This window comes from Bradyrhizobium sp., assembly GCF_035484855.1.
Classification (GTDB): domain Bacteria; phylum Pseudomonadota; class Alphaproteobacteria; order Rhizobiales; family Xanthobacteraceae; genus Bradyrhizobium.
The window spans coordinates 35,940-61,029 of the sequence record NZ_DATHOP010000027.1; the positions used below are offsets into that span (position 1 = coordinate 35,940).

Genomic DNA, 25,090 nt, shown 5'->3' on the forward strand with positions numbered 1-25,090 from the left:
ACAGCCCGAAATGCCGGGTTGCATTGCCTGAGACGGCGCAGGTAGCATCGGGGCGCGGTCGGTCGACTGGCCGCCAAACAAGAATCGGGGAGAGACAATGGACACGCAGCCGACGCCCAAAGGCGCCTGGAAAATCACCTTCCTGCTGTTCCTGTTCATGCTGGTCAATTTCGCGGACAAGATCGTGGTCGGTCTTGCCGGCGATCCAATCATGACCGAATTGAAGCTGGAGCCGGAGCAGTTCGGCCTGCTTGGCTCCTCGTTCTTCTTCCTGTTTTCGATTTCGGCCATCGTGGTCGGCTTCATCGTCAATCGTGTCGCCACGCGATGGGTTCTTCTTGCGCTGGCGACGATATGGGCGCTGGCGCAGTTTCCGATGGTGGGTACGGTCAGTTTCACCACGCTCCTGATCTGCCGCGTCATCCTCGGCGCCGGCGAGGGTCCGGCGTTTTCGGTGGCGGCCCACTCGGTCTACAAATGGTTTCCCAACGAAAAGCGCACGCTGCCGACCGCCATCCTCTCGCAGGGATCGGCGTTCGGCGTGATCCTCGCGGTTCCGGCGCTGAACTGGATCATCGTCAATCATAGCTGGCATTATGGGTTCGGCGCTCTCGGCATCGTCGGCCTGATGTGGGCGGTGGCGTGGCTGATCCTGGGCAAGGAAGGTCCGCTGGTTCAGACCGTCGCAATGGCGGAGGCCGATCCCCGCATTCCCTATTTCCAGCTTCTGACCTCGCGGACCTTCATCGGTTGCTGCGCGGCGACGTTCGGCGCCTATTGGGCGCTGTCGCTTGGCCTGACATGGTTCACGCCCTTCATCGTCCGCGGCCTCGGCTTCTCGCAACAGGAGGCGGGCTTCGTTTCGATCCTGCCGTGGGTGTTCGGCGCGGCGATCGTGATGCTGACCGGGTGGATTTCGCAGGTGCTGATGGCGCGGGGCTTTTCCACCCGCGGCGCGCGCGGCGTGCTCGGCTCAGCGCCCTTGATTGTCGGCGGACTGATCCTGGCAATGTTGCCCTATCTAAGCGGCGCGGGCTTGCAGATCGCGCTGCTGGTGGTCGGATCCGGGCTGTGTGGATCGATCTATGTGGTCTGTCCGCCGATGCTCGGCGAGTTCACGCCGGTGTCACAACGCGGTGCCGTGATCGCGATCTACGGGGCGATCTACACGCTGGCCGGCATTCTGGCCCCGTCGGTGATGGGCAAGGTGATCCAGAACGCGGGCGGGCTGCTCGAGGGCTACATGATGGGCTTCACCATCAATGCCGTGGTTCTTGTCACGTCAGGACTGCTCGGTCTCTTGCTGCTGTGGCCCAACACCGAGCGCGCGCGGTTGATGGAACAGGCGGCGCAGCCGAAATTCGCGTGAATTCACCTCTCCCGTAGGGAGAGGTCGACGCGAAGCGTCGGGCGAGGGTGGCAGGCTTGGCGTCTCCGGCCTGATGATTGAGCGGTGCCTCAACCATATGCCCGGCGTCGCTGGCATCTATAACCGCTTCGCCTATGCCGCCGACATGGCCGCCGCTTGGAAAGCTCTGGTGCGACCATGTTTGTGCGGTCGTGGCGACGATCCATTAATGGCGTGCCTCAGTCGAAAAGGTGATTACATGGCCGATAGTAACAATCAAACAGAAGAGGCCCGCGAGCCTCACGAGCACGACGCGGCGGCATGGGAAGAGCATCGCAAAGCGCAGCGCCAGCCATATCGGCAGCCGGGCTAGGCGGCCATGGTCGCAGGGAGCACGCCAAGAGGCTAGCCCCTGCTATGCTCCCGGTCTGCCTTGCGATATACCAAAGCCCGAGTAAGCGGCTGCCGACCATGGAAGCCAACAGCAAGCCAAGATTTGCGAGCCATTCCCATTGGAATCGTAGTGCGAGCGCAAGAAATCCCATCGGGACAACACCCACGCCAACGATCACGAGGCCAATGATCAGTCCCAGCCATCCCCAATAGAGAAAAGTCGCAATAGCCCCATAGACCCACAGAATTAAGCCAAACACGTACGATGCGAAGACCAGCGCACCGCCCGCGAATGAGCGCGTAAGACGAAAAATGCCAAGCGGGGCAAAGACAAAAATTGAAAAGAACGTAGTCAACCCGACCACGAGCGGTGCCCAATCAAAAATGGTTTGGAGCGTACTCAACGGTTAGGCTTCCCGGTGGTTGATGCGGTCCCAGAAAAGCATATTGCGAAGCGCGCTCATCACCCGTGAATGCTCGTCGGGATTTTGGTTCAGCTTTTCCCACATGGGGGCCATCGCTTCGGCCTTGAGTTGGGCTTCAATAATGATCGGGTTGTCATCTAGTCGCGCGGCCTTGTAGGAGTACAGCGCAAACAAGGTGCCATTGTTCTCGCCTTCGTCGAAAGATGGCTCGCGCGAGGCCGACCACTCGGCAAACTTCTTGGCAACGATGAGCCCCCGATCTGGCACAAGCTCAAAAATCATATCGACCCAAGCGGAGTTCACGTCAGTCGGCTTTACAGCTTTGCCGCCAACGTAAGCGCCGACACCCATCGTGTAGCCAAAGAAAAAGCCTACGACGTAGGGATCATCAAAGAAGTCCGGCGGCATGCCGGACGTGTTCTCCAAAATATTCAGTAAGTGCTTAAACTCTAAAAGCGCAATTTTCCGGATTTGGGATTTCTTTGTGAGTGCAAGCCAAGCCAATTTCCCCTCCCCCAGCATTCGCTATTTGCAGGACACCTCAAGTTCGTCAGCATCGCGTGTGCTCTCGTCCCTATCGGTGGACTTGGCGCTCACAAATTTCATATTGACCCTCGGCGGCACGGCGAAATCAACGTCTAGAATTGCCGTTCCTAACTTCATGTTGCTCTGTATTCTCTTGGTCGTCACCGCGCTGCTTATCAGTGCGTTCGCCAACATGCCACCGTTGGGCGCTTTAGCGGCAATCGCCGTTACCTTGATCATATCAGTATCGCCTTTAGATCGCAGTCGCAGCCTCGCCCTCGGCGGCAAGCCCCAAGTGACCTTGAACGTCACCACTTCATAGCCCATCGCTTCCAAGATCGGCAGCGTATCGCCTATCTGTTGCGTGAACGAATTAAATTCGGTCATGAGCCTGCCCGTCGCATCGGAAAAATCCGGCATCGAAAGATCGGGCATCGACGGCAGAGACAGCGACGGCAAAGAGGGGACCGCTGGCATCATGTCCCTCGTCGATTTGGTGATCGCATCGATGCGGCTAGGCGCGGCATCTTCCGCTCTGGCGACGTGAACGCCAGCGACTACAGCGACCAATATAAAGAGTGCTCTCATACATCCCTCTCATTTCCCGCGTGACAATTGATCGGCGGCATTTGTCGCCTTGTCGGAAATTTCAGGTGACGCTGGATGAGGACCAAAGCGTCGATAGATCGTGACACTCCCGCCGCTACCGTCGCGCGCGAAAGCTTGGCATTCAATCTTGACGCCACGGATTTCCCGGTCAGCAATTTCGGCCGCGTTCGGCTTGAGCGCGTCGGCGACGCATGCCGACGTTTCGGCTATGATCTCCGCGCGAGTGGCTCCCGTTACAAACTCGCCGCCCTTGGCGATAAGAGCAACAGTGTTGGGCGATGGCCGTGCCCTTCCATCCCAATAGACTGCAAAGTCGGGCTTCTGCTTCGGACCGAATGGACAGCCGTACGTCACATTATCGGCTCCAACGTGGGCGATCTCGACGTTCATGCTTCTCTGCTGCCCCGTCCCGCCTCCAAGGTACGCGGCAAGCTTCTTAGCGCCAGCGAGACAGTTCGCAGCTTTTGCCGCATCGTCGAGTGAGGTCGGCTCGGGTCGAGCGATTGCTTGAGTAACATCAGTAGTCAAGATGGCTTCAACACTGATGTCGTCAATCAATTTGCCAATCTCAATCGGAGGCCGCACCGTGGGGATGGGGTAGTCGAGCACATCGTCGATGACGAAAACATGATTATCCGAGGAGCGTTTCATTGCTTCGGTCCCGCCTGCGCCGGTCAGCATTTGCACCTTTGCTTCTGCGCATGGTTTGCTCTGCCGCAGCGAGACCGCTGTTAAAGTCAAAAATTGAGCGCGAAACTTGAAGCCCTCTTTGACTTCATAGCCCCATGTTGACGGGTCCTCGGGCTTCCCGGTGTTTGGCCCATCGTCCTCGAAGACAGTTGTCGCCGGAATGACAATTTCTTCTTTGGGCCTGAGATGAACGTCGCTGTCTGTGAGGCATATCTTTGCAATGCCGGGCGAGCCCACTGTTGAGTTGGGTGACGCGGCGTGCGCCGGGCTCAGCAAGGCCAATGCCACGACGGTTGCGAGCAGAAGATGCCTCATGGTTGTGACGCTCCCCGCTGGCAATCGTAGCGGGGCGCAGCGGACGCGCAAGCGTTCATTGCAGCAATGCCGACGTTGGGTTAGCGTAGCGGGTTCGCGACCGCCGGCGACGACGAGCGCTTCGAGGCGCTACGCTGGATATTGTTCGACAATCACAAGTTCACGAACAATTATGCGATGCATCGGTTTCAATATTCATTGACGCCGGACCCGGTGCATCCGGCGATCCTGTCGTTCCTGCGCGCGTGCAGGCGAGCTTTGCTATTGCCGAGAAGCATCTGGTCGATCGCGCCTTCGTGCTTGGCAATAAGCCGACCATCGCGGATTTCTCCCTGGCGGGCTACGTGTATTACCCACCGGAGGAGACAGGTTTCGACACCACCGCCGATTTTCCGGCTATCGATGCTTGGCGCCAGCGCCTCGCAGCGCTGCCGGGTTGGAAGTTGCCATACGAACTCATAGGCGTGGGATCGACTCCGCCGGTCCGGGTGGTCCGCACCGCCTACATCGGGATGAGATTGGGGTAGCGACGTTCTCCCGCCCCAGACGCCGCGCAGGAAGAGTGCTGCTAGCGGGGGTGCACTCTACTTTGCATGGGGTTGTTTTCGCGATTTTTTGTCCAGGCCCTGCCTTGCGGGACGAATCGATCCAACTGCAGCACATTATGCTCCAGAGTATCTCGGCTGCAGCGTACTAGCTCGCCGCCGCGCCAAACTGGGGCTGGCTGCCTTTCGCGCCGCGCACCAGGCGGCCCGGTCGCGCGCCGGTGGCCGCGCCGCCGCGCCGCGTCACCACGCCGGAGACGATGGTGGCATCATAGCCGTCGACCTGCTGCATCAGGCGCCGGCCGCCGACCGGGAGGTCGTAATGCACCTTCGGTGGATGCAGATGCAGTCTGTCGTAGTCGATGATGTTGACGTCGGCCTTGTAGCCGGGCGCGATCACGCCGCGATCCAGTAGGCCGACCGAGAGCGCGGTCTTGCGCGACTGCGCCGCCACTACGAAGGGGATCGACAGCTTTTCGCCGCGCTTGCGGTCGCGCGTCCAGTGCGTCAGCAGAAAGGTCGGGAAGCTCGCGTCGCAGATGATACCGCAATGCGCACCGCCGTCGCTCAATCCGGGCACCGAATGCGGAGCACTCAGCATCTCGCGGGTCGCATCGAGATTGCCGTCGACGTAATTGAGGAATGTCACATAGAGCATGCCGCGGCCTTCGTCCGCGAGCATGGCGTCATAGGCCAGTTCTTCCGGCTGCCGGCCCTGGCGGCGCGCCTGCGGCCCGAGCGCATTTTCCAGCGGCTGTTCGTAGTCCGGCGGATTGCCGAGCAGATACATCTTGTCGTAGTTCGGCCGGAAGAACAGCGGATCGTCGGTCGAGGTCGCGTGTTCGCCGAGGATGGCGGCGCGCATCTCCGGCTGGCGCATCCGCTTCACCCGCTCCGCCAGCGGCAGATGGGCGATCGCCTGGTAGCTCGGATGGGTCTGGAACGGGTTGCGCGACAGCTCGAGCCCGAGCATCAGCCCGACCGGGCGCGCGGCGATCTGGGTGGTGATCGACAGGCCGCGCTTCGAGGCTTCCGCAATGGTGTCGAAGGTCTGGCGCCAGCGCTGCGGCGCCTTGTCGTTCTGCGTGACCGAGAACGTCACCGGGATTTTGGTGTTTTCGGCCACCCGCAACATCATCGGCAGGTCTTCGTGGATGGTCGACAGATCCAGCACGAACTGGAACACGCTGCGACCGGCGCCGTGCATCGCGCCCGCGATCGCGGTCAACTCGTCCTCGCCGGCCTTCAAGGTCGGTGTGTAATCGCCGGTCGAGGTGCGGTGATTGAGCGTGCGCGAGGTCGAAAAGCCCAGCGCGCCGGCGCGGACCGCGTCGCCGGCGAGAGCCGCCATCGCCTTGTTATCGTCCGCCGTCGAGGGATCGCGCCGCGAACCGCGCTCGCCCATGACATAGACCCGCAGCGCCGCGTGCGGCAGTTGCGCGCCGATGTCCATGTCGAATTGCCGCTTGGACAGCCAGTCCATGTAATCCGGAAAACTTTCCCAGGCCCAGGGAATGCCGGCGCTCAGCACCGGCTCGGGGATGTCCTCGACGCCTTCCATCAACTGGATCAGCCGGACGTGATCGGAGGGACGGCAGGGCGCGAATCCGACCCCGCAATTGCCCATCACCGCCGTGGTCACGCCATTCTGTGACGAGGGCGTGATGTCGTGGCTCCAGGTGACCTGGCCGTCATAATGGGTGTGAACGTCGACAAAGCCCGGCGCGACCAGTTTGCCCTTGGCGTCGATCTCTTCCTTGCCATGGCCAGCGACACGGCCGACTTCGCTGATGCGGCCGTCGGTGATTGCCACGTCGGCTTCGAACAGCTCGCCGCCAAGCCCGTCGGCAACGGTGCCGCCGCGAATCACGAGATCTGGCTTATTGGCCATGGCAATTCACCTCGGGTTTGATTTGTCGACGGCATCATCGGTTGTCCCGCTGACCTGTCAACCGGTGCGGGCGAGGTTCAGGGCTGCATCAGCCCGCTATCGAGCGCTTGGCGGCGCTCCCGCGGACCGCGATCGGTGACCAACGACAACACCACCGTGAGGATCATGAACAGTACGGAGCCGCCGAACACCCAATGCGGCGCGCCCTGGTCCATGATCCAGCCGAACAGCAGCGGACCGATGATGCCGCTGACGTTGAACCCGGTGGAGACGATGCCGAAAGCCCGGCCGGCCGCGCCCGGAGGGGCGGCGTCCCGCACCAGCATGTCGCGTGATGGCGCGATCACGCCGCCGAGGAAGCCGGCCATCGCCATCAGCGCCGTCAGCAGCAGCGACGGCAAGGCGAAGGCCGCAATGATCAGCACGACGACCGCGTTGACGGCGAAACAGGCGGCCGCGACCTGGCCGTGCCGCTGGGTGCGGTCGGCCAGAACGCCGCCGGCCAACACGCCGATGGCGCTGGCGGCGAGATAGAAGGTCAGCGCCGTGTTCGCCGAGGAGTATGTCACGCCGTAGCCGGTCGTCAGGGCGACGATGCCGAAACTGGAGATCCCCGCATTGGAGAGGCCGAGCAGCATGAAAAAGATTGTCAGCACGATCAGCGTCGGTGTGAGGATGCTCTGCCGCGGCGGGTGCGAGCCGTCGGCGCCGACGCGGTCTTTGGCGCTGGCGTCGGGGATGCCCATGACGAGCAGCAGCAGCGCGACAAGCAGTCCGATGGCGCCTGCCACCATCAGGGCGCCGAGGCCTCCGATAGTTGCAACCAGCACGCCCATGATGGCGGGCGCCATTGCACCACCGAGGAAGCCGGCAAAGGTGTGGATCGAGAAGGCGCGACCCATCCGCGTCTCGTCCATATGCGCCGCCAGGATCGCATAATCGGCCGGATGATAGACGCTGTTGGCAACGCCAAGCAGCGCCGCGCTCGCGATCAGCCAGGCGTAGCTGAGATGCATTCCGAGCATGATCAGCGCGAAGCCGCCGAGCACGAGACCCATCAGCAGGACTTTGCGCGCGCCGATATGATCGGCGAGGTAGCCGACCGGGACCTGTGTCAGGGCGGATACGACGCCGAATACGGTAATCGCGAAGCCGAGCTCGATATAACCGACGCCGAGCTGTGCCCTGAGAAACAGGAACAGCATCGGCAGCACCAGCAGATGGAAATGGCTGACCCAATGGGCGGTCGAAATCAGCACCAGGGTGCGCAGCGAGGAATCCGCCTTCGCTTCTTGTTGCGGTGCGGCGAGAACGTCGACCATCGTGTCGGAAAACCCCGTTTGAATGAACGCCCGGCAGGGCGTTGCCGAAAATACCGGCTAGCGGTTATTTGTCCATGAATACCGCTGCATGGCAGCCCTCGCCGGGAGTGCCGGGAAAGCTGGAATACGCCGTTAAATTGAGAGACAAAGTGCCGGAGGTAGGGATGATCCGGCATGACTGTTGCCGCGCAAGTCACAAAACCGCTGCGGGTGCTGGTTTCCGAGGGAAACAGCACCTCGGCGCGGGAGGCGATCACGATTTTGGGATTGTCGGGGCATCTCGTCGAGGTCTGCGATCCCAGTCCTTGGTGCCTCGCGAGATTCTCGCGCTTCGTGCGCAAGTTTCATCATTGTCCGGGATTGCGGGACGATCCCGCCGGCTTTCTCCGATTCGTCGAGCGGTTATTGATCGCACGGCATTTCGACGTGCTGCTGCCGACCCATGAACAGGGGTTCCTGTTTGCACGCGTTCAGGAGCGACTTGCGGATCGTGTCGGGCTGGCGCTGCCGGGTTTTGCCAACTACCGCATCGCGCACGGCAAGGCCGGATTCAGCCGGCTGCTCGACCAGTTGAGCCTGCCGCAGCCGGCGACGCGGATCGTCACCTCCGAAGCCGAGTTGGTGGCCGCGATAGGATTTCCCTGCGTCGTCAAGACCTCCATCGGTACCGCGAGCCGCGGGGTCTGGTTCGTGCGCAACGAGCGCGACCTTGAGGGGGCGCTGCGAGCGTTGAACGCGAGCGGCGCGTTCGAGGGCGAAGTGCTGGTGCAGGACCTTGTCTCCGGCGCGACGGAGAAGGCGCAAGCCGTGTTTTGCCGCGGCCGTCTGCTCGGGTTTCACGTCTACCGGCAGATCGCCGCCGGCGCCGGCGGCGGCGAGGCGATCAAGCAGGGTGTCGAGAGGCCGCGCACACGCGCGATGCTCGCTGCGATCGGCGAAGAGCTCGCCTGGCATGGCGCGTTGTCGGTCGATACCATCCTGCCCGATGATGACGCCATGCCGCTCCTGATCGATTGCAATCCGCGCCTGGTCGAGCCGATGAGCGCCTATCTTGCCGGCGTCGATCTGGTCGGCCTGCTGCTGAAGGTCTCGCTGGGCGAAACGCCGCAGGCTGTGGCCAACGGCCGCGCAGGGGTGCGAACGCATCTCGCCATGCAGGCGCTGCTCGGCCGTGCGTCACGCGGCGGCACGCGGCGCGAAATGCTTGGCGAGTGCGGACGGCTGTTTGCCGGCAGCGGCGCCTATACCGACAGCACCGAGGAACTGACGCCGGTGCGGCTGGATTGGCTCAGCGCGGTGCCGCTGTCGATGCTTGCGATGGTTCTGCTCGCCGCACCGAAGCGCGCGGCTTCGTTAGCGCGCAGCGGCTGGGGCGCGCATCTGCTCGATCGAACCAGCATCCGGCAGATCGAGAGCGATGATTTTTACAAGGGTTCGTCGTCGGTGCCATAGCGATCGCGCTTCGGCGTGGCGATGTCGCCATCCTCATAGTCTTCGTCCTCGACCGGTTTTGCCGGCGATTTCTTCGACTCCTTCTCGTCCTTTTTGGGAAGCTCACCCTTTTTGCCGGTTTGACCCATGCTCTTCCCCTTGATCGACGAATCGAGGCACGCGGGTGAAATCGTCAGCTGACGCGGCGACCTCAATCTGACTGCCTTTGCCCGCGATATTAGCCCCACTCGACGATTCTTTCCTGCCTTTTTCCACCGTTCAGTGTAAAGCGAGGCGCAACCCGAGCGTGATCCGGAAGAGTGGGAACCGGGTTTCCGATAGCGTCATGCTCAAACAAGATGAGGGCATGATCCGATGCAATCGGATCATGATCCGGGAGCCGATATGAAGAAACCGAAGCTGGATACCGAAGAACAGGCGCCACGCAAGATCCTTCGCGCCGACAAGGCGCCGACATCAGGCTACTCGCTGGTGGTGGATGGTCACTTCAAGTCGCACCACGACACCGTCGAAGCCGCCGAGGAGACCGGAGTGGCGTTGAAGAATCAGTTCCCGATGCTGCAGGTGCAGGTCTACGACGCCGTGACCAAGACGCGATCGATGGTGCCGTGGCCGATGCCGGCTTAGTCAACCTGGGATCAAGTCCGGCGTCCGCCGCTTTGCTGGCCCGCCAGCCAATCCGCCAGTGCCGGCGCTTTTTCGTCCGGTTTCTTCCTTGATTTGCTGCTGCTCTTTTTGACCACCGCGGGGCGTGGCGGCTCGGCGGCTTCGCGCGCCAGCCGCAGCGCCTTCAATTTCGCCATGTTGTCGAGGACCGCTTTGGTGGCGAGATCGTGTTCGGACCTGCCGGGTTTGGCAAGCTTGGCCTTGTTGAAGCGCGCGTCGGCGCGGTTGCGATCGTCTTTTGTCATAAGATGGTCTTCTTTTTCTTCGGCCTGGCTTTGGCCTTGGGTTCCGCCGGCCGGTCGCGATCGGCGGCTTCCTTGGCCAGCCGCAGCGCGCGCAGATCGGCCGTCCGCTTGCGGATCGCGACGTCGGCCGCCGCGATCTCCGCCATCGCCTTGATGCCTTCGGCATCCTGGGCGAGCTTTCGGTTCAGCCTGATCTCCTTCAACTCGGCGGGGCTTTTCGGTTCGTCACTCATCACTTGCCTCTGGATTGACGGGGCGCGCATTGCGACGGCCTGTTGCCCGATCCTACCATGCATCGCGGGGCAGGGGGCGATTTTAGCCCGGTTTGCGCGGGAAAAGCGCTGGTTTTGAGACGGAATCCGCAATCGTGGTGAAGGGCGGTCATTTTGGGGCCGGATCGGCACCGAACGCACCAGGTCGTCCGGGATCACCCGGTCAGGACCGGGCCGCCGGCCTTTTTCCAGGCATCGATCCCGCCGGCGATGTGGGCTGACTTGGCAAGGCCCGCCTCCTTGGCGGCGGCGACCGCCATCGCGGAACGCTCACCGAAGGCGCAGAAGAACACGATGCGGCGCCCGGTCGCGGCGGCAACCTCGCGCAGCATGCCGCCGGGTTTCAGGCTCTCGCCGATCGAAGGGTATGGCGCATGCAGCGCACCCGGCAGCATGCCGTGCTTGGCGCGCTCGCTGGCTTCCCTGAGATCGACCAGCAAAATATCCGGCCGGCCGAGACTGTCGATGCCCTCGCGCGCGGTCAGGGCGAGGCCTTGTTTGGCCAGATCGTCCTGATGCAGTCCGACATGCATGTTGGCCGGGACAGCGACGTCCATCATCTTCGGATTGGGCAATTTCAGATTGCCCATCAGCTCGACATATTCATCGACCGAGCGCGCCTGCAGCCGCGGATTGAAGCGCTTCTCCTCGCCGATGGTGGAGACGGTGTCGCCCTTGTAGTCATGGGCGGGAAACACTATGGTTTCGTCGGGCAGTTTCAAGAGCCGATTGAAGATCGAATCATATTGCGCCCGCGCGCTGCCGTTCTGGAAATCGGTGCGGCCGGTGCCGCGGATCAACAGCGTGTCGCCGGTGAACACCCGGTCGCCCATCAGGTAGCTATAGGAATCGTCGGTGTGGCCGGGCGTGTACATCACATCCAGCGTGATGCCCTCGATCGTCACCTTGTCGCCCTCGCTGACCCGCATCGCCACCACGTCGGCCATGCTCTGCTCGCCCATGATGGTGACGCAGTGGGTGCGGTCGCGCAGTTCGCCGAGGCCGGTGACATGATCGGCATGCAAATGGGTGTCGATCGCCTTGACCAGTTTCAGATCGAGCTCGCGCAACAGCTGGCAGTAGCGGTCGACCTTCTCCAGCACGGGATCGAGGATCAGTGCCTCGCCGCCGGCGCGGCTGGCCATCAGATAGCTGTAGGTTCCCGAAACGCTGTCGAACAGCTGGCGAAAGATCATGGCAAAGCGCCCGCGAATCGATGCCCGACAATGGGCTACGGCCTCACATAACTCCAGCCCTGCTCCTGCAATTCCATCAGATGGACCACGCCGGAGGGGACGACGGTGGCATCCGCCACGATCGGAATCGGATGCCCCTCGGCCTTCTCCATGCCTTGCCTGGTGTTGTTGCAGGCGGAGAACTGGATCTTGCCGGGAAACACCATGTCCTTGAGCCGCTTGATGCGGTCTTGCACCGGTGAGGTGTCGGACCGCAGCATATGCAGGCCGGGGCCGTAGGCGACGACATCGATATCGACGTCCTCGTTCCTGGCGCGATAATATTCGATCACGGCGTTGACGTTGTTGAGCGCCAGATTCATGACCTGCGGATCGTTCTGGTCGATCTGGATGGCGATGTGGTGCGATTTGCCGTCGGCGGCGAGGGCAGGTGACGTAAGGAAAACCGACGTTAGCAACACGGCGGCCAAGCGAAGAAAGTCGCGCATACAAGAACTCCTCTATAATAGGCTTCCGTCATTGCGAGCCAACGGGTCAGCGCAAAGCGCCGCCCCGTTGGCTCGCAATGACGTTCATGGTCGAACCAGGGTATAGCCGTTTTCGGTCAGCGAAAGAATTTGCCCGACGCCTACCTGGACCGGCGTTGCCGCTCCGATGATGTCCGGCCGCTTGCCGGTATTGCGCTCGATGGTGTCCAGCGTGTTCAGGCAGACGTCGAAGCGCACGCCCTGTGCGACCAGGCTCTCGACCAGCTTGCGATTGGCATTCTCCGTCCGCAATAAATCGATCCCCGGGCCGAACGCCACCACCTCGATCGCGACCTTGTCGGGATCATAGGCCTTCAGCAGATTGTAAGCGACGCTGATCACGAGGCTCTGCTTCTTCGGGTCGTCGTCGGAAAGCTGCAACGCGATGCGGTGTTCGGCGAACGGCTTTTCAGGCAGCGGCGCCGGCTGGGCCTTTGCGAGCGGGGTGAGCATGGCCGCGATCGCGGCGACGCCGAAAACGAGCAGGATCGACCTCCGATATCCGGAAAAATCCATCATCCCTGTCCCGCCATGCCCGGATTGTTGTCGACGCCCTTCAGGTTGACGCCGGTGCCGCGCTGGTCGGCCAGCTTGCCCGAGCGCAGATGGCCGGCAAATACATCCCACACCGGCTTGCCCTGCTGCGCGTTGACGGAGGCCCATCCGGCGACCTTGTAGCTCTTGCCGGCTTCCAGCTGATGGCCGTTGTCGAGCGTGAGATCGGAAATGCGCCGGCCGACGGATTCCGCCGGCGTGCAGGTATAGGCAAAGCCGCCGACGCGGACCATGTCGCCGCCCTGCTGGTAATAGGGATCGGCGTTGAACAGATTGTCGCAGACGTCTTCGAGGAGGTCCTTGATCTGGCCCCCGGTCATGGCCTGCAGGTAGGTCTCGGGATAGGTGATGGCGGTCTCGGTCAGCACATCTTCCATCGTCACCGGCTGGCCCGGCAGCATACTGTTGCCCCAGCGGAAGCCCGGCGACAGCGCGATCTCGGCGTCGAATTCGCTGCGTAACGCGTCGCAGATCAATTGGTCGACGCTGCCGCCGAAATTGCCGCGGCGATATAGCAGCCGGTCGGCGGTTGCGATCTTCTCCGCATAAACAGCGGCCTGCGGCTCGCGCACCTTGTCGATCAGCGCCGACATCGCCGCATCAGGCTTGAGCAATTCCGAGAAGACTGGCAGCAGCCGGTAGCGCAGATCGGCGAGGCGGCCCTTTGCGAGGTCGAGATCGAGCACGGCGAGGAATTTTCCGGATGAGCCGGCATTGGTGACGAGCGTGGTGCCGCCGGCATTGGTCACGGGAATCGGCTGCGGCACCGCGTCGTGGGTATGGCCGCCGAGGATGACGTCGATGCCGGTGACGCGGCTGGCGAGCTTGAGATCGACATCCATGCCGTTATGCGACAGCAGCACCACGGCATCGACCTTGTCGTTGTTGCGCAGGCCGTTCACCAGTTTCTGCAACTCATCGTCGCGAATGCCAAACGTCCAGTCCGGCGTGAAGCGCTTGGGGTGGGCGATCGGCGCATAGGGAAAGGCCTGCCCGATCACCGCGACGCGGTATCCGCCGATTTCCTTGATGGTCGCGGGCTTGAACACGCGCCCCGAAGTCGAATCGAAGGCTTTGGCGTCGTTGAACGCGGCCTCTTCGGTGAGGAAGACGTTTTGGGCCAGGAATTCGCCCTTGAAGCGCTCGAGGTTGGCGCGCAGCGCTGCCTCGCCATAGGTGAATTCCCAATGGCCGGTCATCGCTTCGATGCCGAGCAGATTCGCGGCCTCCACCATGTCGGCGCCCTGCATGGTATTGGCGAGTCCGGTGCCCTGCCAGAGGTCGCCGCCGTCGAGCAGCAGCGAGCGGCCGGCGCCGGCATCGCTGCGCAAGCGGTCGATCAGCGTCTTCAGATGCGCAAACCCGCCGAGCTTGCCGAAGCGGGCGGCGGCTTTCTCAAAATCGAGAAAGGTAAAGGCGTAGGCGTCGGCGCTGTCCGGCTTGATGCCGAAGCGGTCGAGGAAGGCGCGGCCGACCAGGTGCGGCGGTTGGCCTGCCATCGCGCCGATCCCGAGATTGACGCTCGGCTCGCGGAAATACACTGGTTTGAGCTGCGCATGGGTGTCGGTCATGTGCAGGATGCGCGCATTGCCGAACCGCGGCAAATCGTAGGCGCCGGTGCTGTCGGCGGCGCGCGCGAACCGCGGCAGCGCCGGCGAAAGCGCGGTGGCGCCCGCAAGCGTGAGAAATTCCCGGCGGCGGATGGTCATGCGAGGTTCTCTGCAGCCAAATACCGTCATCGCGAGCCAACGGGTCGGCGCGAAGCGCCGCCCGATGATAAACTCCACGAAGCAATCGATAGTCTGGATATTGTAGTCATGGATTGCTTCGTCGCTTCGCTCCTCGCAATGACGAAAATGTAAATCAGTGGATTTCGAGCGCCTTCCAGGCGTCTTTTTCGCTCGTCGCCTGGTAGATCGACGCCTTCGCCAGGGCTTCGGCCTCCTTCGCCGATGCGGTCCCCGCGTCGAAGTCGCCCTTGTCCGCGGCCTTCTTGGCATCCGCCAGGGTGGCCGCCGTAGTCGTCCATTGATTGCGCAAGCTGCCGGCTTCCTTGTTGGCGGCCTCAGCTGCGGCGTAGGCGGCCTTGAAATCGGTCTCCGAGCTTGCTGCGAACGCGGCTGTCGCGCCTGATATCAGCAACGCCGATGACAACGAGAGGATCGATGCCCGCACAACCTTTCTCATGGCCGCGCTCCCGGGCCCGAGATCGGCAATCCGTTGCTGACATAGGACAGGTAATATTCGAGATCGCGATATTCGTCGGATTGTGGCTCCAGCGGCACGCCGCGGATCTGGCTGTTGCAGGTGGTGAAGCGCCGGCTGATCGTGCCCATGCCACCCCATTCGGAACGGTAGATCGGCATCGCATTGAGGATACCGAGCGCGGGCGCGAGGATCTCGGCGCGAATCCGCTCGCCCGGATTCTGCACATGGCAGCTTGCGCAGGAGAAATTGAGCTGGCCGCGCCGGGTGTAGAAATAGCGCTTGCCGTTGTCGTAGGCTTCCAGCGCGCGCGGATCGGCGGGGATCTTGATGTCGAACGGCTTGCCGCGCGAGGTGAACGCCATATAGGCGGTCAGCGCCGCCATGTCGTCCTTAAGATAGGAGATCGGCGCCTCGCCATTGGCCTCGCGGCAGCGGTTCAGCGCGAGTTCGAGCGTGACGACCTTGCCTTCCTTCTCGTCGAAATAAGGATAGTTCTGGCGGATGCCGATGCCCCCGTTCGCAAAGCAATCGGCATAACTCTTGCCGTTCTTGAAGGGTTTTGAAAACAGCTCCTTGCCGAGGTCGAGCCCGAAGTCATAGGGCGGGAATTGCTCCTTCTCCTCCCACTGCCTGTGCATGTCCTCGTTCATCGAATACGGGCCGTTGACGAAGTCTTCCAGCTTCAGCTTGGGGAATCTGTCGGTGAAATATTTCTGGAAGGCCTTCGCGTCCGCAACTGGATCGGGCGTGTCCGCGGCGATCGACGGTGCGGCGCCGAACGCAAACGCCGTCAGTGCGAGGGCGGCCAAGCCAAACTGGATCGCGGATCGCAGGTTCACGCTTTTCAATCCTTACTGAATCTTCGCCGTAGTGGTGTCGCTCGCGCCCTTGTTGTCGACCCAGCTGATCTTCAGGTCTTCGCCCTTCTTGCCGCCCTTGAAGGCGAACTTGACATAGGGGTCCTTGGAGACTGCCGGTCCCCAGTCCGCTGTGAATACCGCCTTGCCGTCATATTCGAAGGTCAGTTGCTGGATGAAATGCGGCGGGATCAGCTCGCCCTTGGCGTCCTTCACATAGCCGGAGTCCATGGGGTGCTGGATCAGCGCCTGGACTTCGGTGTTCTCGCCGCTCGAAGTCGCGCGCACGCGTATGGTCGATGCCATCGGAATACTCCCCTATATCTTGCGCAGGATCATGCGCGTCAACCGCCGCAGCCGCCGACGGTGACTTTGACTTCCTTGGTTGTGCTATAGAGCTTGCCGCCGGCCTCCACCACCGCGATCACGTTGGTGGTCTTGGCCATTTTGAGGCGATTGGCCACGCTCGGCAGCGTGCCAGCCGGAATGACGTAGGACGCCGCGAGCGCGTTGGGATTTTCGGCGACCAGGATCGAGATCGAGGTGACATCCGGCAATGTCGAGCTGACCGAGATCGGCACCACCGCGCCGTTCTCGGCGATCTCAGGCGCATCCATCTTGACCTTGTCCGATGGTTCGGCGGTCTTGCCGTAGAGCGCCTTGATGGCGTCAGTGTCGCTCTTCGCCTTGAACGCGTCCTCCGGATATTTGTCATTGGCGGCAAACGCCGGCACAAGACCGAACGGAAGATTGCCGAGGCCGACCAGCGCGACCACGCCGGCGCCCTGCAGGATCAGCCGTCGGGTGGCCGGAAAGCCGCTTTGGGTTGTTCTCATCGAAATTCTCCTAGAGGCGGCTTGCCGTTCACAATGTCTGCAGGAAATCCACCACCGCGTTGATCTCCTGCTCGGTCAAGATCCGGTTTCGTCCGAACGGAGGCATCACGGTCTGCGGATTGCGTTTGGTTTCGTCCGACACGATGGCGACGAGGTCGTTGCGATCGGGGTACTTGCTCTTGATGTCCTTCAGTGCGGGCCCGATGGTGCCGGGAAGATCGCCGCCCTTGATGTCGTGGCAGGTCAGGCAATTGCCCTTGCCGCGGTCGAACGCGATCTTCTGGCCTTCGGAAACGCCGGATTGCGCCAGCGCCGGGCTCGACGAAGTGAGCGCGCCGATCGCAAGCGCCAGCGCAAGGGCTGCAACGGGCCTGGTCGAGCGATGATCGGTCAAGGGCGTTTCCCGCTTGCTCATTTCGGCTGCATGGTGTCGAGCGGTCCGGTGGTGCGCGGCGTCAGGCCGTTGCCTTCCGCCGTCGACATGATCTTGACGCCGGCTGGGTCGGTGCATGCGTTCATGCAAGGCTTGGCCGTCGTATCAGGTCGCGGGTCGGTCCAGATGAAATGGTCGCGATTGGGCATCTTGACTTTCGGCAGACTGTCGCGGTCGGCAACGAATTCGTTGGGAACGATGTCGTTGAGGTTCAGAATATAGGCCGTCAAAGCATAAACGTCATCCGCTGACAATGTGTGCGGCGTCGGCATCGGCATGGCGCGGTTAATGTAATCGAACAAGGTCGGCGCAAACGGCCAGTAACTGCCGACCGTTAGCTCCGGCCGGTCGTCCCGCAGCGTTCCGCTGCCGCCCACGAGTTTCGGGAAGCGGCCCTCGCCTTCGCCGAAAGTTCCATGGCAGGCGGCGCATTGCTCGGCGAAAACCTCCGCTCCCCTCTCGATGGTGCCTTTACCGGGAGGCAGGCCGGCGCCGTCGTCGCCGCGCGCGTCGATGTTCCATCCCTTGATCTCTGCGGGTGTGGCGATTTGTCCATAGCCGAAATGCCCGGGCTCTTCTGCGCGCGCCAATGGGCTAGCCGCCAGCATCAGGCCGGCGCCGAGCAGCAGCACCGCTTTATGCGAGCTGGACATCGAACACGCTCCCGTCCGGCTTGACCTGCCAGGTCTGGATCGAATTATTGTGATAGACCGAATTCGATCCGCGCTGGCTTCGCAGCTGCGCGATCGTCGGCTGCACATAGCCGCTCTCGTCGATCACCCGCGACTCCAGCAGCGCCGGCTGGCCGTCCCAGCGCCAAGCAAACGTGAATTTCGTCAGCGCCTTCGACAGCACCGGCTCGTGCAGCCGCGCGCTCTGCCAGTTGACGCCGCCGTCGGCGGAAACATCGACGCGCTTGACCTTGCCATTGCCGGTCCAGGCCAGTCCTCTGATCTCATATTCACCGGGGCCGGAGAGCGGCTTTTCCGGGCAGGGGAAGGTAATCACCGACTTGGCGTCAATCAGCCACGTAAAACCGCGCGACGTGCCATCCGGCATCAAGTCGGTATATTTCGAGGTCTCCTCGCGTGAATACCAGGGTTTGTCGCCGAGCTTTATTCTGCGCAGCCATTTGATGCTGACGTTGCCTTCCCAGCCCGGCACCACCAGCCGCAGCGGATAGCCCTGCTCGGGCCGCAGCGCCTCGCCGTTCTGCGCATAGACCACGAGGCAATCATCGAGGCACTTGTCGAGCGGCAGGCTGCGGTTCATGTGCGCGCCGTCGGCGCCCTCGACCATCGCCCATTTTGCTTCTTTTTTGACTCCGACCTCTTCAAGCAGGGTGGAGAGCCGCACGCCGGTCCATTCCGCGCAAGAGATCATGCCGTGGTTGAACTGCAGCGAATTGACCTGGGCGGCGCGCCATTCCATGCCGCCATTGGCCGGGCATTCGATGAAATGAATCCGGGACACCTGCGGAAACCGCATGATGTCCTTCATGGTGAGAATGAGAGGGCGCTCGACCAGGCCATGGATCATCAGCCGGTGCTGCTCCCGGTCGATATCGGGCCGTCCGGCATGATGGCGCTCGAAAAACAGCCCGTTGGGCGTGATGATGCCCTGCAGATCCTGCAGGGGCGAAAAGCTGACCGAAGATTCGGTGCCAGCCGTCAGCCACGGCACGTTGCGCCTGATGACGCCGGCCTCGGCGTCGGCGGGCCGGCCATAGGGGCGATCGACCACGCCGGCGCCGAGCGATTGCGACCATGGCGCATCGGCGGGTGGCGAGGCTTGCACGGGTTCGGCGTTGCCGGGCCTGGCGCCGAGCGCGAGGCCGCCGGTCAGCGCCGCGCCAAAGCCCAGGAACGAACGCCGGCCCAATGTCGCGCGGGCGCCGGCGGGCTTCGAGAGCAAGGATATGCTGCGCCAGAGATCGGGTCGCACGTTTCTTTCCCTTCACGGCCCTGCCGCCGCATCGTTCATTGCTTTTTCGCAGCCCTATCGGCATCAGCTAATTTAGTCAATGCTAAATTAGTGCGGACCCGGTAAAGTGATATGACCGCGCACAGCTCCGATTTGGATGCCAGCCATGACAGCCCTTGCAACATCCGCCAGACGCCTGCCCGTCGCGACGCCGGCCGGGCAGGCCGCCGATCTGAAGAAACTCGCCAGACAGGCCGGCGACGCCGCCCAGTTGTTGAAACTGCTCGGCAACGAAAAACGCCTGCTGGTGCTTTGCTTCCTCGCCGCGCGCGGCGAGATGACGGTGGGCGAGATCGTGGACGTGGTGAACCTCAGCCAGTCGGCGCTGTCGCAGCATCTGGGAAAACTGCGCGCCGACGGCCTCGTGACATTTCGCAGGACCTCGCAGACGCTGCATTACCGCGTCGTCGACAAGCGGGCGTTGCGCGTGCTGCAGGTGCTCAAGGAAATCTATTGCGGGAACCTGAAGTGAAGCGATTGCTGTTCGCCGCATTGCTCGCCGCATGTCCGCTGGTTGCGGCCGGCGCCCAAACCGCCTCGCCCTATCCGCCGATCACGATGCCGCTGAAGATCGAGCAGGTTCCGGGCAAGCCGGTCTGGTATTCCACGGGAAATCCCGGCATTCCCGGCAAGGACAACGAGGGCAATACGTCGAATGCCGGCTTCGTGGTCACGTCCGACGGCGTCGTGGTGTTCGACGCGCTGGGAACGCCGAGTCTCGGCTGGGCGCTGCTGCAGCAAATCCGCAAGATCACCGACAAGAAAATCCGCTACGTGGTCTTAAGCCACTACCACGCCGATCACATCTACGGCCTGCAGGCGTTCCGCGATCATACCGATGCGATCATCGTCGCGCAGGAGCGCTCGGGCGAATACAAGGACAATGACGAAATCGCCGACGAGAAGGCGAGCCAGCGCCTCGACCAGCGCCGCGCCGCCTTGTCGCCGTGGGTCGACGCCAACACCCGCGTGGTGCCGCCGGACATCACCTTCAACGAGCGCATGCGGATCACCCTCGGCGACCGGCGGCTGACGCTGATCTATGCGGGACCGGCGCACTCCTCCAGCGACATCATGATGATGGTCGAGCCGGACGGCGTCCTGTTCGCCGGCGATATCGTCCAAAACAGTCGCATCCCCTTCATGAACTCGGACGACGTCTCGACCACCCAATGGCTGCACGCGCTTGCCGAGGTCGAAAAGCTCGATCCGAAATTCATCATTCCCGGCCACGGCCGGACCTCGACGGAAGCCAAACAGGCGATCGGCTTTACCCGCGATTATATTCAATATCTGAGGGACAGGATGAGTGCTGCCGTGCAGAACTGGATCGATTTCGACGCAGCCTATAACGAGACCGACTGGTCGAAATACCGCGACCTGCCGGCGTTCGCGAGCAACAACCGCGGCAATGCCTACCGGATCTATCTGGAACTGGAGCAATCCCAGTTCAAAGCTGATAAACCCTGATTTTCGGATTAGACTTTTCCCAGGCGAGGCTGACATGGCCGAATATGTCGTGGAATTCGGCAAGGACGGAAGGCGGATCGAACCTGACGGTCGTCTCGACGCCGCTGCGTTCCACCGCAATCACCTGCCGATCCGGGAGGTGCTGCTGCGGCGGTTCGCCGGCAAAACCGGCGACGTCGTCGAGGCCGGCAGCGGCACCGGCCAGCATGCCGTCGATTTCGCCCGTCACATGCCCGATATCACGTGGTGGCCGAGCGATCTCAACGAGCAGCATCTCAGGAGCATCGATGCGTGGCGGGCGCATGCGGACTTGCCGAATATACGCTCGCCACTGCGGATCGACCTCTCCGATCCCGCATGGTGTCCCGAGATGCAGGATGGCCGCGGGCCAAAAAAATTGCTGGCGGTGTTTTGCGCCAATGTGGTCCACATCGCGCCGTGGCGGGTGACCGAAGGCTTGTTTGCCGGCGCCGGACGTTACCTCGGTGCGGACGGGCAACTCTTGCTGTATGGGCCGTTCAAGCGTGACGGCAAGCATACTGCGGTCAGCAACGCGGTGTTCGATACCAGCCTGCGCGAAGGCAATCCCGAATGGGGCGTTCGCGATATCGCGGATCTGGAACGGCTTGCCGGCAGCGCCGGCCTCGCGCTCGCCGAAATCGCCGAGATGCCCGCGAATAATCTGATCCTGGTGTTTGTACGCAAGCCAGGCGATTAAGTGCTTCGTGAGGCCCTGCGCAGCAAATGATTTTCCGCGCGGTTACGCCGCGCCGTCCAACCAGCCGATCTTGTTCCTCAGGAACGCATAGCCAAGCGCCGTGAAGGCGGCCCGTTCACTGTTGTCCTTGCCATAGCCGTGACCGCCGGCCGCGGGTTCGTAAAACCAGGCTTCATACCCCATCGCCTGCAGCTTGGCCGTCATCTTGCGGGCGTGTCCGGGATGGACGCGATCGTCGCGCCGCGTGGTGGCGATCAGGATCGGCGGATATTTCTGTCCGGGCCTTGCGGCGTGATAGGCGGAATAGGTTTGCAGCCACGCCCATTCCTCCGGCTTGTCGGGATCGCCGTATTCCGCGATCCAGCTCGGGCCCGCCAGCAGCTTTGAATAGCGGCGCATGTCGATCAGCGGGATCGTGCAGAACAGCGCGCCGAAGCGTTCGGGATAGCGTGTCAGCATGTTGGTGATCAGGATGCCGCCATTCGATCCGCCTTCCGCGGCGATTCGCTGCGGGCGCGTCACGCCGCGCCGTACGAGGTCGGCGGCCACCGCGGCGAAATCGTCATGCGTAAGCCGTTTCCCCGCAAGGCGCCCGGCCTCGTGCCAGCGCGAGCCGAACTCGCCGCCGCCGCGAATATTGGCGACGACACTGGTGCCGCCGCGTTCGAGCCAGAGCTTGCCGACAGCGGAATTGTAAGAGGGCCGCAGCGAAACGCCGAAGCCGCCGTAGGCGTTGAGATGAACCGGCGCATCGCCGGTCTCGGCGGCGGGTCCGGTCTGCACATAGGGAATGCGCTCGCCGTCGAGCGAAACGGCTTCGTGTTGGGTGACCACCAGCCCATCCGATGAAAACGTCCGCGGCGCGCGCTTGAGTACCGTCGGGCTTTTGACGCCCTCGATCAGCATCAGGGAGGACGGCGTCAGCGGATCCTGGACGTTGGCGAGCAGATCGCCGTTGCTTTCGGATTCCTCGGCATCGAGCGGCCAGACATCGACTACGCCGATCCCGGGCAGGCCGGGTATTCCGGCGCGGAACCAGCCATCGCCGGAGGGAGTCCAGACCTCGAACACGGGCCGCAATTCGTCGAGAATGGGCAGCACCAGTCTGCCGCCACTCCAGAAAAGGCCCTGCAATGCGCGCCGCGGTCCCGGCTCGAAAACAACTGCAAAATCGCGGTCACCCGCAAGATATGCCGACAACGAGATGCCGAGTACGGTATCCGGTGCATAGGTGCGTCCGCCCACCGTCCACGCCGTCCGCCGCTTGACGACCAACCAATCCCGATGAGCCTGCATCCAGATGTCGGTCGGCAATTCCAGTTTCGATTTCGCGCCGGTTTCGTCGCCGAGCCACAGATTGAAATTGAAGAAATCAAGCCGGTCGACGAACCACACGCGCGGCTTTGCGGCGGTCCGATCGATGTCGCAATAGGCCGCCATGTTGTCGGCGGCCGTTTCGAAAGCCACTGGCGCCGAATTCACCTCAGTGCCGCGGCGCCACAGCCTGACGGTTCTCGCGTAACCCGATGTCGTTGCCATTCCCTCACCATAGGCACTCGAAAGCAGGAGCGTATCGACGTCGAACCACTGGGCGCCGCCCTTGGCCTCCGGAAGCATGAAGCCGTCGGTGACAAAGCCCCTCGTATTGACGTCAAACTCCCGCAACGTGGCGGCATCGCTGCCGCCGCGTGAGAGGCTCAAGATCACGCGTGGACTCGTCCCCGGCTGGGCCTGTATCCAGGACCAGATCCAGTCATGACCCTCTTCGCGCGCAAGCTTGTCGACATCCAGCAGGGTTTCCCATTCAGGACTTGGCCCGCGAAACTCATCCAGTGTCGTTCGCCGCCAGATGCCGCGCGGATTGTCGACGTCTTTCCAGAGGTTGTAGAGGAAGCCGCCGCGCCGCCGGACATAGGGGATATTGTCCGGCCGATCGTAGATCGCCGCCAGCGTGTCGCGATCCCTGGCAAAGCCGGCGCCGCCGAACTTCTGCAGCGTCAGCCGGCTTTGCTGCTCGGCGAAATCCAGCGCGCGGCCGCCCTCGACCTCTTCCAGCCACAGATACGGGTCGTCGTCGGGAGCCGCGATCGTCGGCCGATCGTCGATTGCCATGGTTCGAACTCCACGAGCGCTCATCGCGCATGCCAGGAAACAGCATAAAGGGCAGGTTTCTGATTTACGCCGCGGCGCGTGCTCTGTGCAATGTGCATCGTTCGCATGGCGTGCGCCCGTTTGCGTCGGTTGATTGAGCGGACGCCTGCCGTCATAGTATCGGGAATCAATGGGGCCTGACCATAGTGGGCCGCATCCGGGCGGAAACCGCAGATGATCGACGTCACCGCAGCCAATGAGATTTCCGACGACGCCCGCGCGTGGTCCAATGTGCGGCGGCTGGCGGCGGCGCAGGCGTTGACCGGCGCCAACTCGGCGGTGATCTTCGCCACCGGCTCGATCATCGGCGCGACGCTGGCGCCCGACATGTCGCTCGCGACCGTGCCGCTCTCGATGTATGTGGTGGGTCTCGCCACCGGGACGCTGCCGACTGGCGCGATTTCGCGCGCCTATGGCCGCCGCGTCGCCTTCATCATCGGCACTGCTTGCGGTGTTGCGACCGGCCTGCTCGGATCGTACGCCATCCTGCACGCGTCGTTCGTCCTATTCTGCTGCGCGACCTTCCTCGGCGGGCTCTATGGCTCGGTGTCGCAATCCTATCGCTTCGCCGCCGCCGACGGCGCCAGCGTGGCGTATCGCCCGAAGGCCGTGTCGTGGGTGATGGCAGGTGGCGTGTTTGCCGGCGTGCTCGGTCCGCAACTCGTGCAATGGACCATGGATATCTGGCCGCCTTATCTGTTCGCCTTCTCCTTCGTGGTGCAGGCGGTGGTCGCGCTGGTCGCGATGGCGATCCTTTCCGGCGTCGATGCGCCAAAACCCGCGCCGGCGGATCTGCATGGCGGCCGGCCGCTGCTTGAGATCGTCCGGCAGCCGCGCTTCATCGCGGCGGCGATCTGCGGCATCGTCTCCTATCCGATGATGAACCTGGTGATGACATCGGCGCCGCTGGCGATGAAGATCTGCGGATTGTCCGTCAGCGATTCCAACTTCGGCATCCAGTGGCATATCGTGGCGATGTACGGGCCGAGCTTCTTCACCGGCACGCTGATCGCGCGCTTCGGGGCGCCCACCGTGGTTGCGATGGGCCTCGTGCTCGAAGCCGCCGCCGCCACGATCGGACTGACCGGCATCACCGCGATGCATTTTTGGGCGACGTTGATCGTGCTCGGGATCGGCTGGAATTTCGGCTTCGTCGGGGCGTCGGCGCTGGTGCTGGAAACGCACCGGCCGCAGGAGCGCAACAAGGTCCAGGCCTTCAACGACTTTCTGGTGTTCGGGACCATGGCGGTCGGCTCATTCTCGTCAGGTCAGTTGCTGGCGAATTACGGCTGGTCGGCCGTCAACATGGTGGTGTATCCGCCGGTGTTCCTGGGGCTGGTGGTCCTGACGCTGGCGTCGTTCGCAAGAAGGCGGCGCAGGCTGCGCGTCCTGCCGGACTTTCCCGAACCGAGTATCTGACCCGCCGCCTCCTGGAGGCTGACCGCTTTGAGCGCTGGA

General features: G+C 62.6%; 29 protein-coding genes. 9 read left to right on the forward strand and 20 right to left on the reverse strand.

The genetic code is table 11. The features are described from left to right. The first annotated feature begins 97 nt into the window (after positions 1 to 97). Both VK804_RS03245 and VK804_RS03250 read left to right on the forward strand, forming a co-directional pair. Positions 98 to 1,369: an MFS transporter gene (locus VK804_RS03245; protein ID WP_325367769.1), complete on the forward strand. Its 1,272-nt coding sequence runs from the start codon at positions 98 to 100 to the stop codon at positions 1,367 to 1,369. Between the two features lie 73 nt (positions 1,370 to 1,442). Next, complete coding sequence (locus VK804_RS03250; RefSeq protein ID WP_325367771.1) at positions 1,443 to 1,721, forward strand: hypothetical protein; 279 nt, start codon at positions 1,443 to 1,445, stop codon at positions 1,719 to 1,721. Between the two features lie 427 nt (positions 1,722 to 2,148). On the opposite strand, the gene VK804_RS03255 is transcribed toward VK804_RS03250, so the two are convergent. The 3 genes from VK804_RS03255 to VK804_RS03265 are packed head-to-tail and all read right to left on the reverse strand — an operon-like array spanning position 2,149 to position 4,305. Further along, positions 2,149 to 2,670, reverse strand: a complete 522-nt coding sequence (locus VK804_RS03255; RefSeq protein ID WP_325367773.1) for a hypothetical protein — start codon at positions 2,668 to 2,670, stop codon at positions 2,149 to 2,151. A 21-nt stretch (positions 2,671 to 2,691) separates the two neighbouring features. Then, positions 2,692 to 3,279 (reverse strand): hypothetical protein, encoded by a 588-nt coding sequence (locus VK804_RS03260; RefSeq protein ID WP_325367775.1) that lies wholly within the window; start codon positions 3,277 to 3,279, stop codon positions 2,692 to 2,694. Between the two features lie 9 nt (positions 3,280 to 3,288). Beyond that, positions 3,289 to 4,305, reverse strand: coding sequence for a hypothetical protein (locus tag VK804_RS03265; RefSeq protein WP_325367777.1), 1,017 nt, complete (start codon positions 4,303 to 4,305; stop codon positions 3,289 to 3,291). Between the two features lie 245 nt (positions 4,306 to 4,550). On the opposite strand from VK804_RS03265, the gene VK804_RS03270 reads away from it, so the two are divergent. After that, positions 4,551 to 4,832, forward strand: a complete 282-nt coding sequence (locus VK804_RS03270; RefSeq protein WP_325367779.1) for a glutathione S-transferase family protein — start codon at positions 4,551 to 4,553, stop codon at positions 4,830 to 4,832. A gap of 166 nt (positions 4,833 to 4,998) precedes the next feature. Here VK804_RS03270 and VK804_RS03275 read toward each other — a convergent pair whose 3' ends face one another. Both VK804_RS03275 and VK804_RS03280 read right to left on the reverse strand, forming a co-directional pair. After that, a complete protein-coding gene (locus VK804_RS03275; protein WP_325367781.1) occupies positions 4,999 to 6,741 on the reverse strand; it encodes an N-acyl-D-amino-acid deacylase family protein in 1,743 nt (580 codons plus the stop codon). Positions 6,742 to 6,818: 77 nt separating this feature from the next. Next, the gene (locus VK804_RS03280; protein ID WP_325367783.1) at positions 6,819 to 8,063 is read right to left on the reverse strand and encodes an MFS transporter; all 1,245 of its coding nucleotides are present in this window, start codon (positions 8,061 to 8,063) and stop codon (positions 6,819 to 6,821) included. Between the two features lie 174 nt (positions 8,064 to 8,237). Here VK804_RS03280 and VK804_RS03285 point away from each other — a divergent pair, with 174 nt between their 5' ends. Continuing rightward, positions 8,238 to 9,515: an ATP-grasp domain-containing protein gene (locus VK804_RS03285; protein ID WP_325367785.1), complete on the forward strand. Its 1,278-nt coding sequence runs from the start codon at positions 8,238 to 8,240 to the stop codon at positions 9,513 to 9,515. Here VK804_RS03285 and VK804_RS03290 read toward each other — a convergent pair. Continuing rightward, entirely contained in the window at positions 9,488 to 9,643 is a 156-nt protein-coding gene (locus tag VK804_RS03290; RefSeq protein ID WP_325367788.1) for a hypothetical protein, read from the reverse strand. The two genes, VK804_RS03285 and VK804_RS03290, sit on opposite strands and share 28 nt — an antisense overlap. A gap of 256 nt (positions 9,644 to 9,899) precedes the next feature. Here VK804_RS03290 and VK804_RS03295 point away from each other — a divergent pair, with 256 nt between their 5' ends. Continuing rightward, a complete protein-coding gene (locus tag VK804_RS03295; RefSeq protein WP_325367790.1) occupies positions 9,900 to 10,142 on the forward strand; it encodes a hypothetical protein in 243 nt (80 codons plus the stop codon). 11 nt (positions 10,143 to 10,153) lie between these two features. Here VK804_RS03295 and VK804_RS03300 read toward each other — a convergent pair whose 3' ends face one another. The 13 genes from VK804_RS03300 to soxC all read right to left on the reverse strand — a co-directional run bounded on the left by VK804_RS03300 (position 10,154) and on the right by soxC (position 19,224). Beyond that, positions 10,154 to 10,426, reverse strand: coding sequence for a hypothetical protein (locus VK804_RS03300; RefSeq protein ID WP_325367792.1), 273 nt, complete (start codon positions 10,424 to 10,426; stop codon positions 10,154 to 10,156). Next, complete coding sequence (locus VK804_RS03305; protein WP_325367794.1) at positions 10,423 to 10,659, reverse strand: transcriptional regulator; 237 nt, start codon at positions 10,657 to 10,659, stop codon at positions 10,423 to 10,425. The genes VK804_RS03300 and VK804_RS03305 overlap by 4 nt, the downstream gene beginning before the upstream one ends. Before the next feature lie 194 nt (positions 10,660 to 10,853). After that, on the reverse strand, positions 10,854 to 11,894 hold the full coding sequence (locus VK804_RS03310; protein WP_325367796.1) for an MBL fold metallo-hydrolase: 1,041 nt from the start codon (positions 11,892 to 11,894) through the stop codon (positions 10,854 to 10,856). A gap of 35 nt (positions 11,895 to 11,929) precedes the next feature. Further along, positions 11,930 to 12,382: a DsrE family protein gene (locus VK804_RS03315; protein ID WP_325367798.1), complete on the reverse strand. Its 453-nt coding sequence runs from the start codon at positions 12,380 to 12,382 to the stop codon at positions 11,930 to 11,932. A gap of 84 nt (positions 12,383 to 12,466) precedes the next feature. Then, complete coding sequence (locus VK804_RS03320) at positions 12,467 to 12,940, reverse strand: hypothetical protein (protein WP_414642704.1); 474 nt, start codon at positions 12,938 to 12,940, stop codon at positions 12,467 to 12,469. Beyond that, on the reverse strand, positions 12,937 to 14,685 hold the full coding sequence (gene soxB / locus VK804_RS03325; protein ID WP_325367800.1) for a thiosulfohydrolase SoxB: 1,749 nt from the start codon (positions 14,683 to 14,685) through the stop codon (positions 12,937 to 12,939). The genes VK804_RS03320 and soxB overlap by 4 nt, the downstream gene beginning before the upstream one ends. Before the next feature lie 154 nt (positions 14,686 to 14,839). Then, entirely contained in the window at positions 14,840 to 15,163 is a 324-nt protein-coding gene (locus tag VK804_RS03330; RefSeq protein WP_325367802.1) for a hypothetical protein, read from the reverse strand. After that, positions 15,160 to 16,005, reverse strand: coding sequence for a sulfur oxidation c-type cytochrome SoxA (soxA, locus tag VK804_RS03335; RefSeq protein WP_414642707.1), 846 nt, complete (start codon positions 16,003 to 16,005; stop codon positions 15,160 to 15,162). Before soxA ends, VK804_RS03330 begins: the two co-directional genes overlap by 4 nt. Before the next feature lie 30 nt (positions 16,006 to 16,035). Next, complete coding sequence (gene soxZ, locus VK804_RS03340) at positions 16,036 to 16,347, reverse strand: thiosulfate oxidation carrier complex protein SoxZ (RefSeq protein ID WP_325367804.1); 312 nt, start codon at positions 16,345 to 16,347, stop codon at positions 16,036 to 16,038. A gap of 38 nt (positions 16,348 to 16,385) precedes the next feature. Continuing rightward, complete coding sequence (gene soxY, locus VK804_RS03345) at positions 16,386 to 16,877, reverse strand: thiosulfate oxidation carrier protein SoxY (RefSeq protein ID WP_325367806.1); 492 nt, start codon at positions 16,875 to 16,877, stop codon at positions 16,386 to 16,388. A 28-nt stretch (positions 16,878 to 16,905) separates the two neighbouring features. Next, positions 16,906 to 17,229 carry a sulfur oxidation c-type cytochrome SoxX gene (gene soxX / locus VK804_RS03350; RefSeq protein WP_325367930.1) on the reverse strand — a complete coding sequence of 108 codons (324 nt, stop codon included), beginning with the start codon at positions 17,227 to 17,229 and terminating at the stop codon, positions 16,906 to 16,908. A 59-nt stretch (positions 17,230 to 17,288) separates the two neighbouring features. Beyond that, the gene (locus tag VK804_RS03355; RefSeq protein ID WP_325367808.1) at positions 17,289 to 17,963 is read right to left on the reverse strand and encodes a cytochrome c; all 675 of its coding nucleotides are present in this window, start codon (positions 17,961 to 17,963) and stop codon (positions 17,289 to 17,291) included. Then, positions 17,947 to 19,224 (reverse strand): sulfite dehydrogenase, encoded by a 1,278-nt coding sequence (gene soxC, locus VK804_RS03360; protein WP_414642708.1) that lies wholly within the window; start codon positions 19,222 to 19,224, stop codon positions 17,947 to 17,949. Before soxC ends, VK804_RS03355 begins: the two co-directional genes overlap by 17 nt. A gap of 175 nt (positions 19,225 to 19,399) precedes the next feature. Between soxC and VK804_RS03365 the strand changes: the two genes are divergently transcribed. Genes VK804_RS03365 through VK804_RS03375 form a run of 3 tightly spaced genes read left to right on the forward strand, consistent with a single transcriptional unit; the run spans position 19,400 to position 21,481 of the window. Next, positions 19,400 to 19,765, forward strand: a complete 366-nt coding sequence (locus VK804_RS03365; protein WP_325367810.1) for a metalloregulator ArsR/SmtB family transcription factor — start codon at positions 19,400 to 19,402, stop codon at positions 19,763 to 19,765. Further along, on the forward strand, positions 19,762 to 20,763 hold the full coding sequence (locus VK804_RS03370) for an MBL fold metallo-hydrolase (RefSeq protein ID WP_414642705.1): 1,002 nt from the start codon (positions 19,762 to 19,764) through the stop codon (positions 20,761 to 20,763). The genes VK804_RS03365 and VK804_RS03370 overlap by 4 nt, the downstream gene beginning before the upstream one ends. A 34-nt stretch (positions 20,764 to 20,797) precedes the next feature. Then, positions 20,798 to 21,481 (forward strand): DUF938 domain-containing protein, encoded by a 684-nt coding sequence (locus tag VK804_RS03375; RefSeq protein WP_325367812.1) that lies wholly within the window; start codon positions 20,798 to 20,800, stop codon positions 21,479 to 21,481. A 42-nt stretch (positions 21,482 to 21,523) separates the two neighbouring features. Here VK804_RS03375 and VK804_RS03380 read toward each other — a convergent pair whose 3' ends face one another. Next, complete coding sequence (locus tag VK804_RS03380; protein WP_325367814.1) at positions 21,524 to 23,593, reverse strand: prolyl oligopeptidase family serine peptidase; 2,070 nt, start codon at positions 23,591 to 23,593, stop codon at positions 21,524 to 21,526. Positions 23,594 to 23,806: 213 nt separating this feature from the next. Between VK804_RS03380 and VK804_RS03385 the strand changes: the two genes are divergently transcribed. Further along, on the forward strand, positions 23,807 to 25,051 hold the full coding sequence (locus VK804_RS03385; protein WP_325367816.1) for an MFS transporter: 1,245 nt from the start codon (positions 23,807 to 23,809) through the stop codon (positions 25,049 to 25,051). Positions 25,052 to 25,090: the final 39 nt, after the last annotated feature.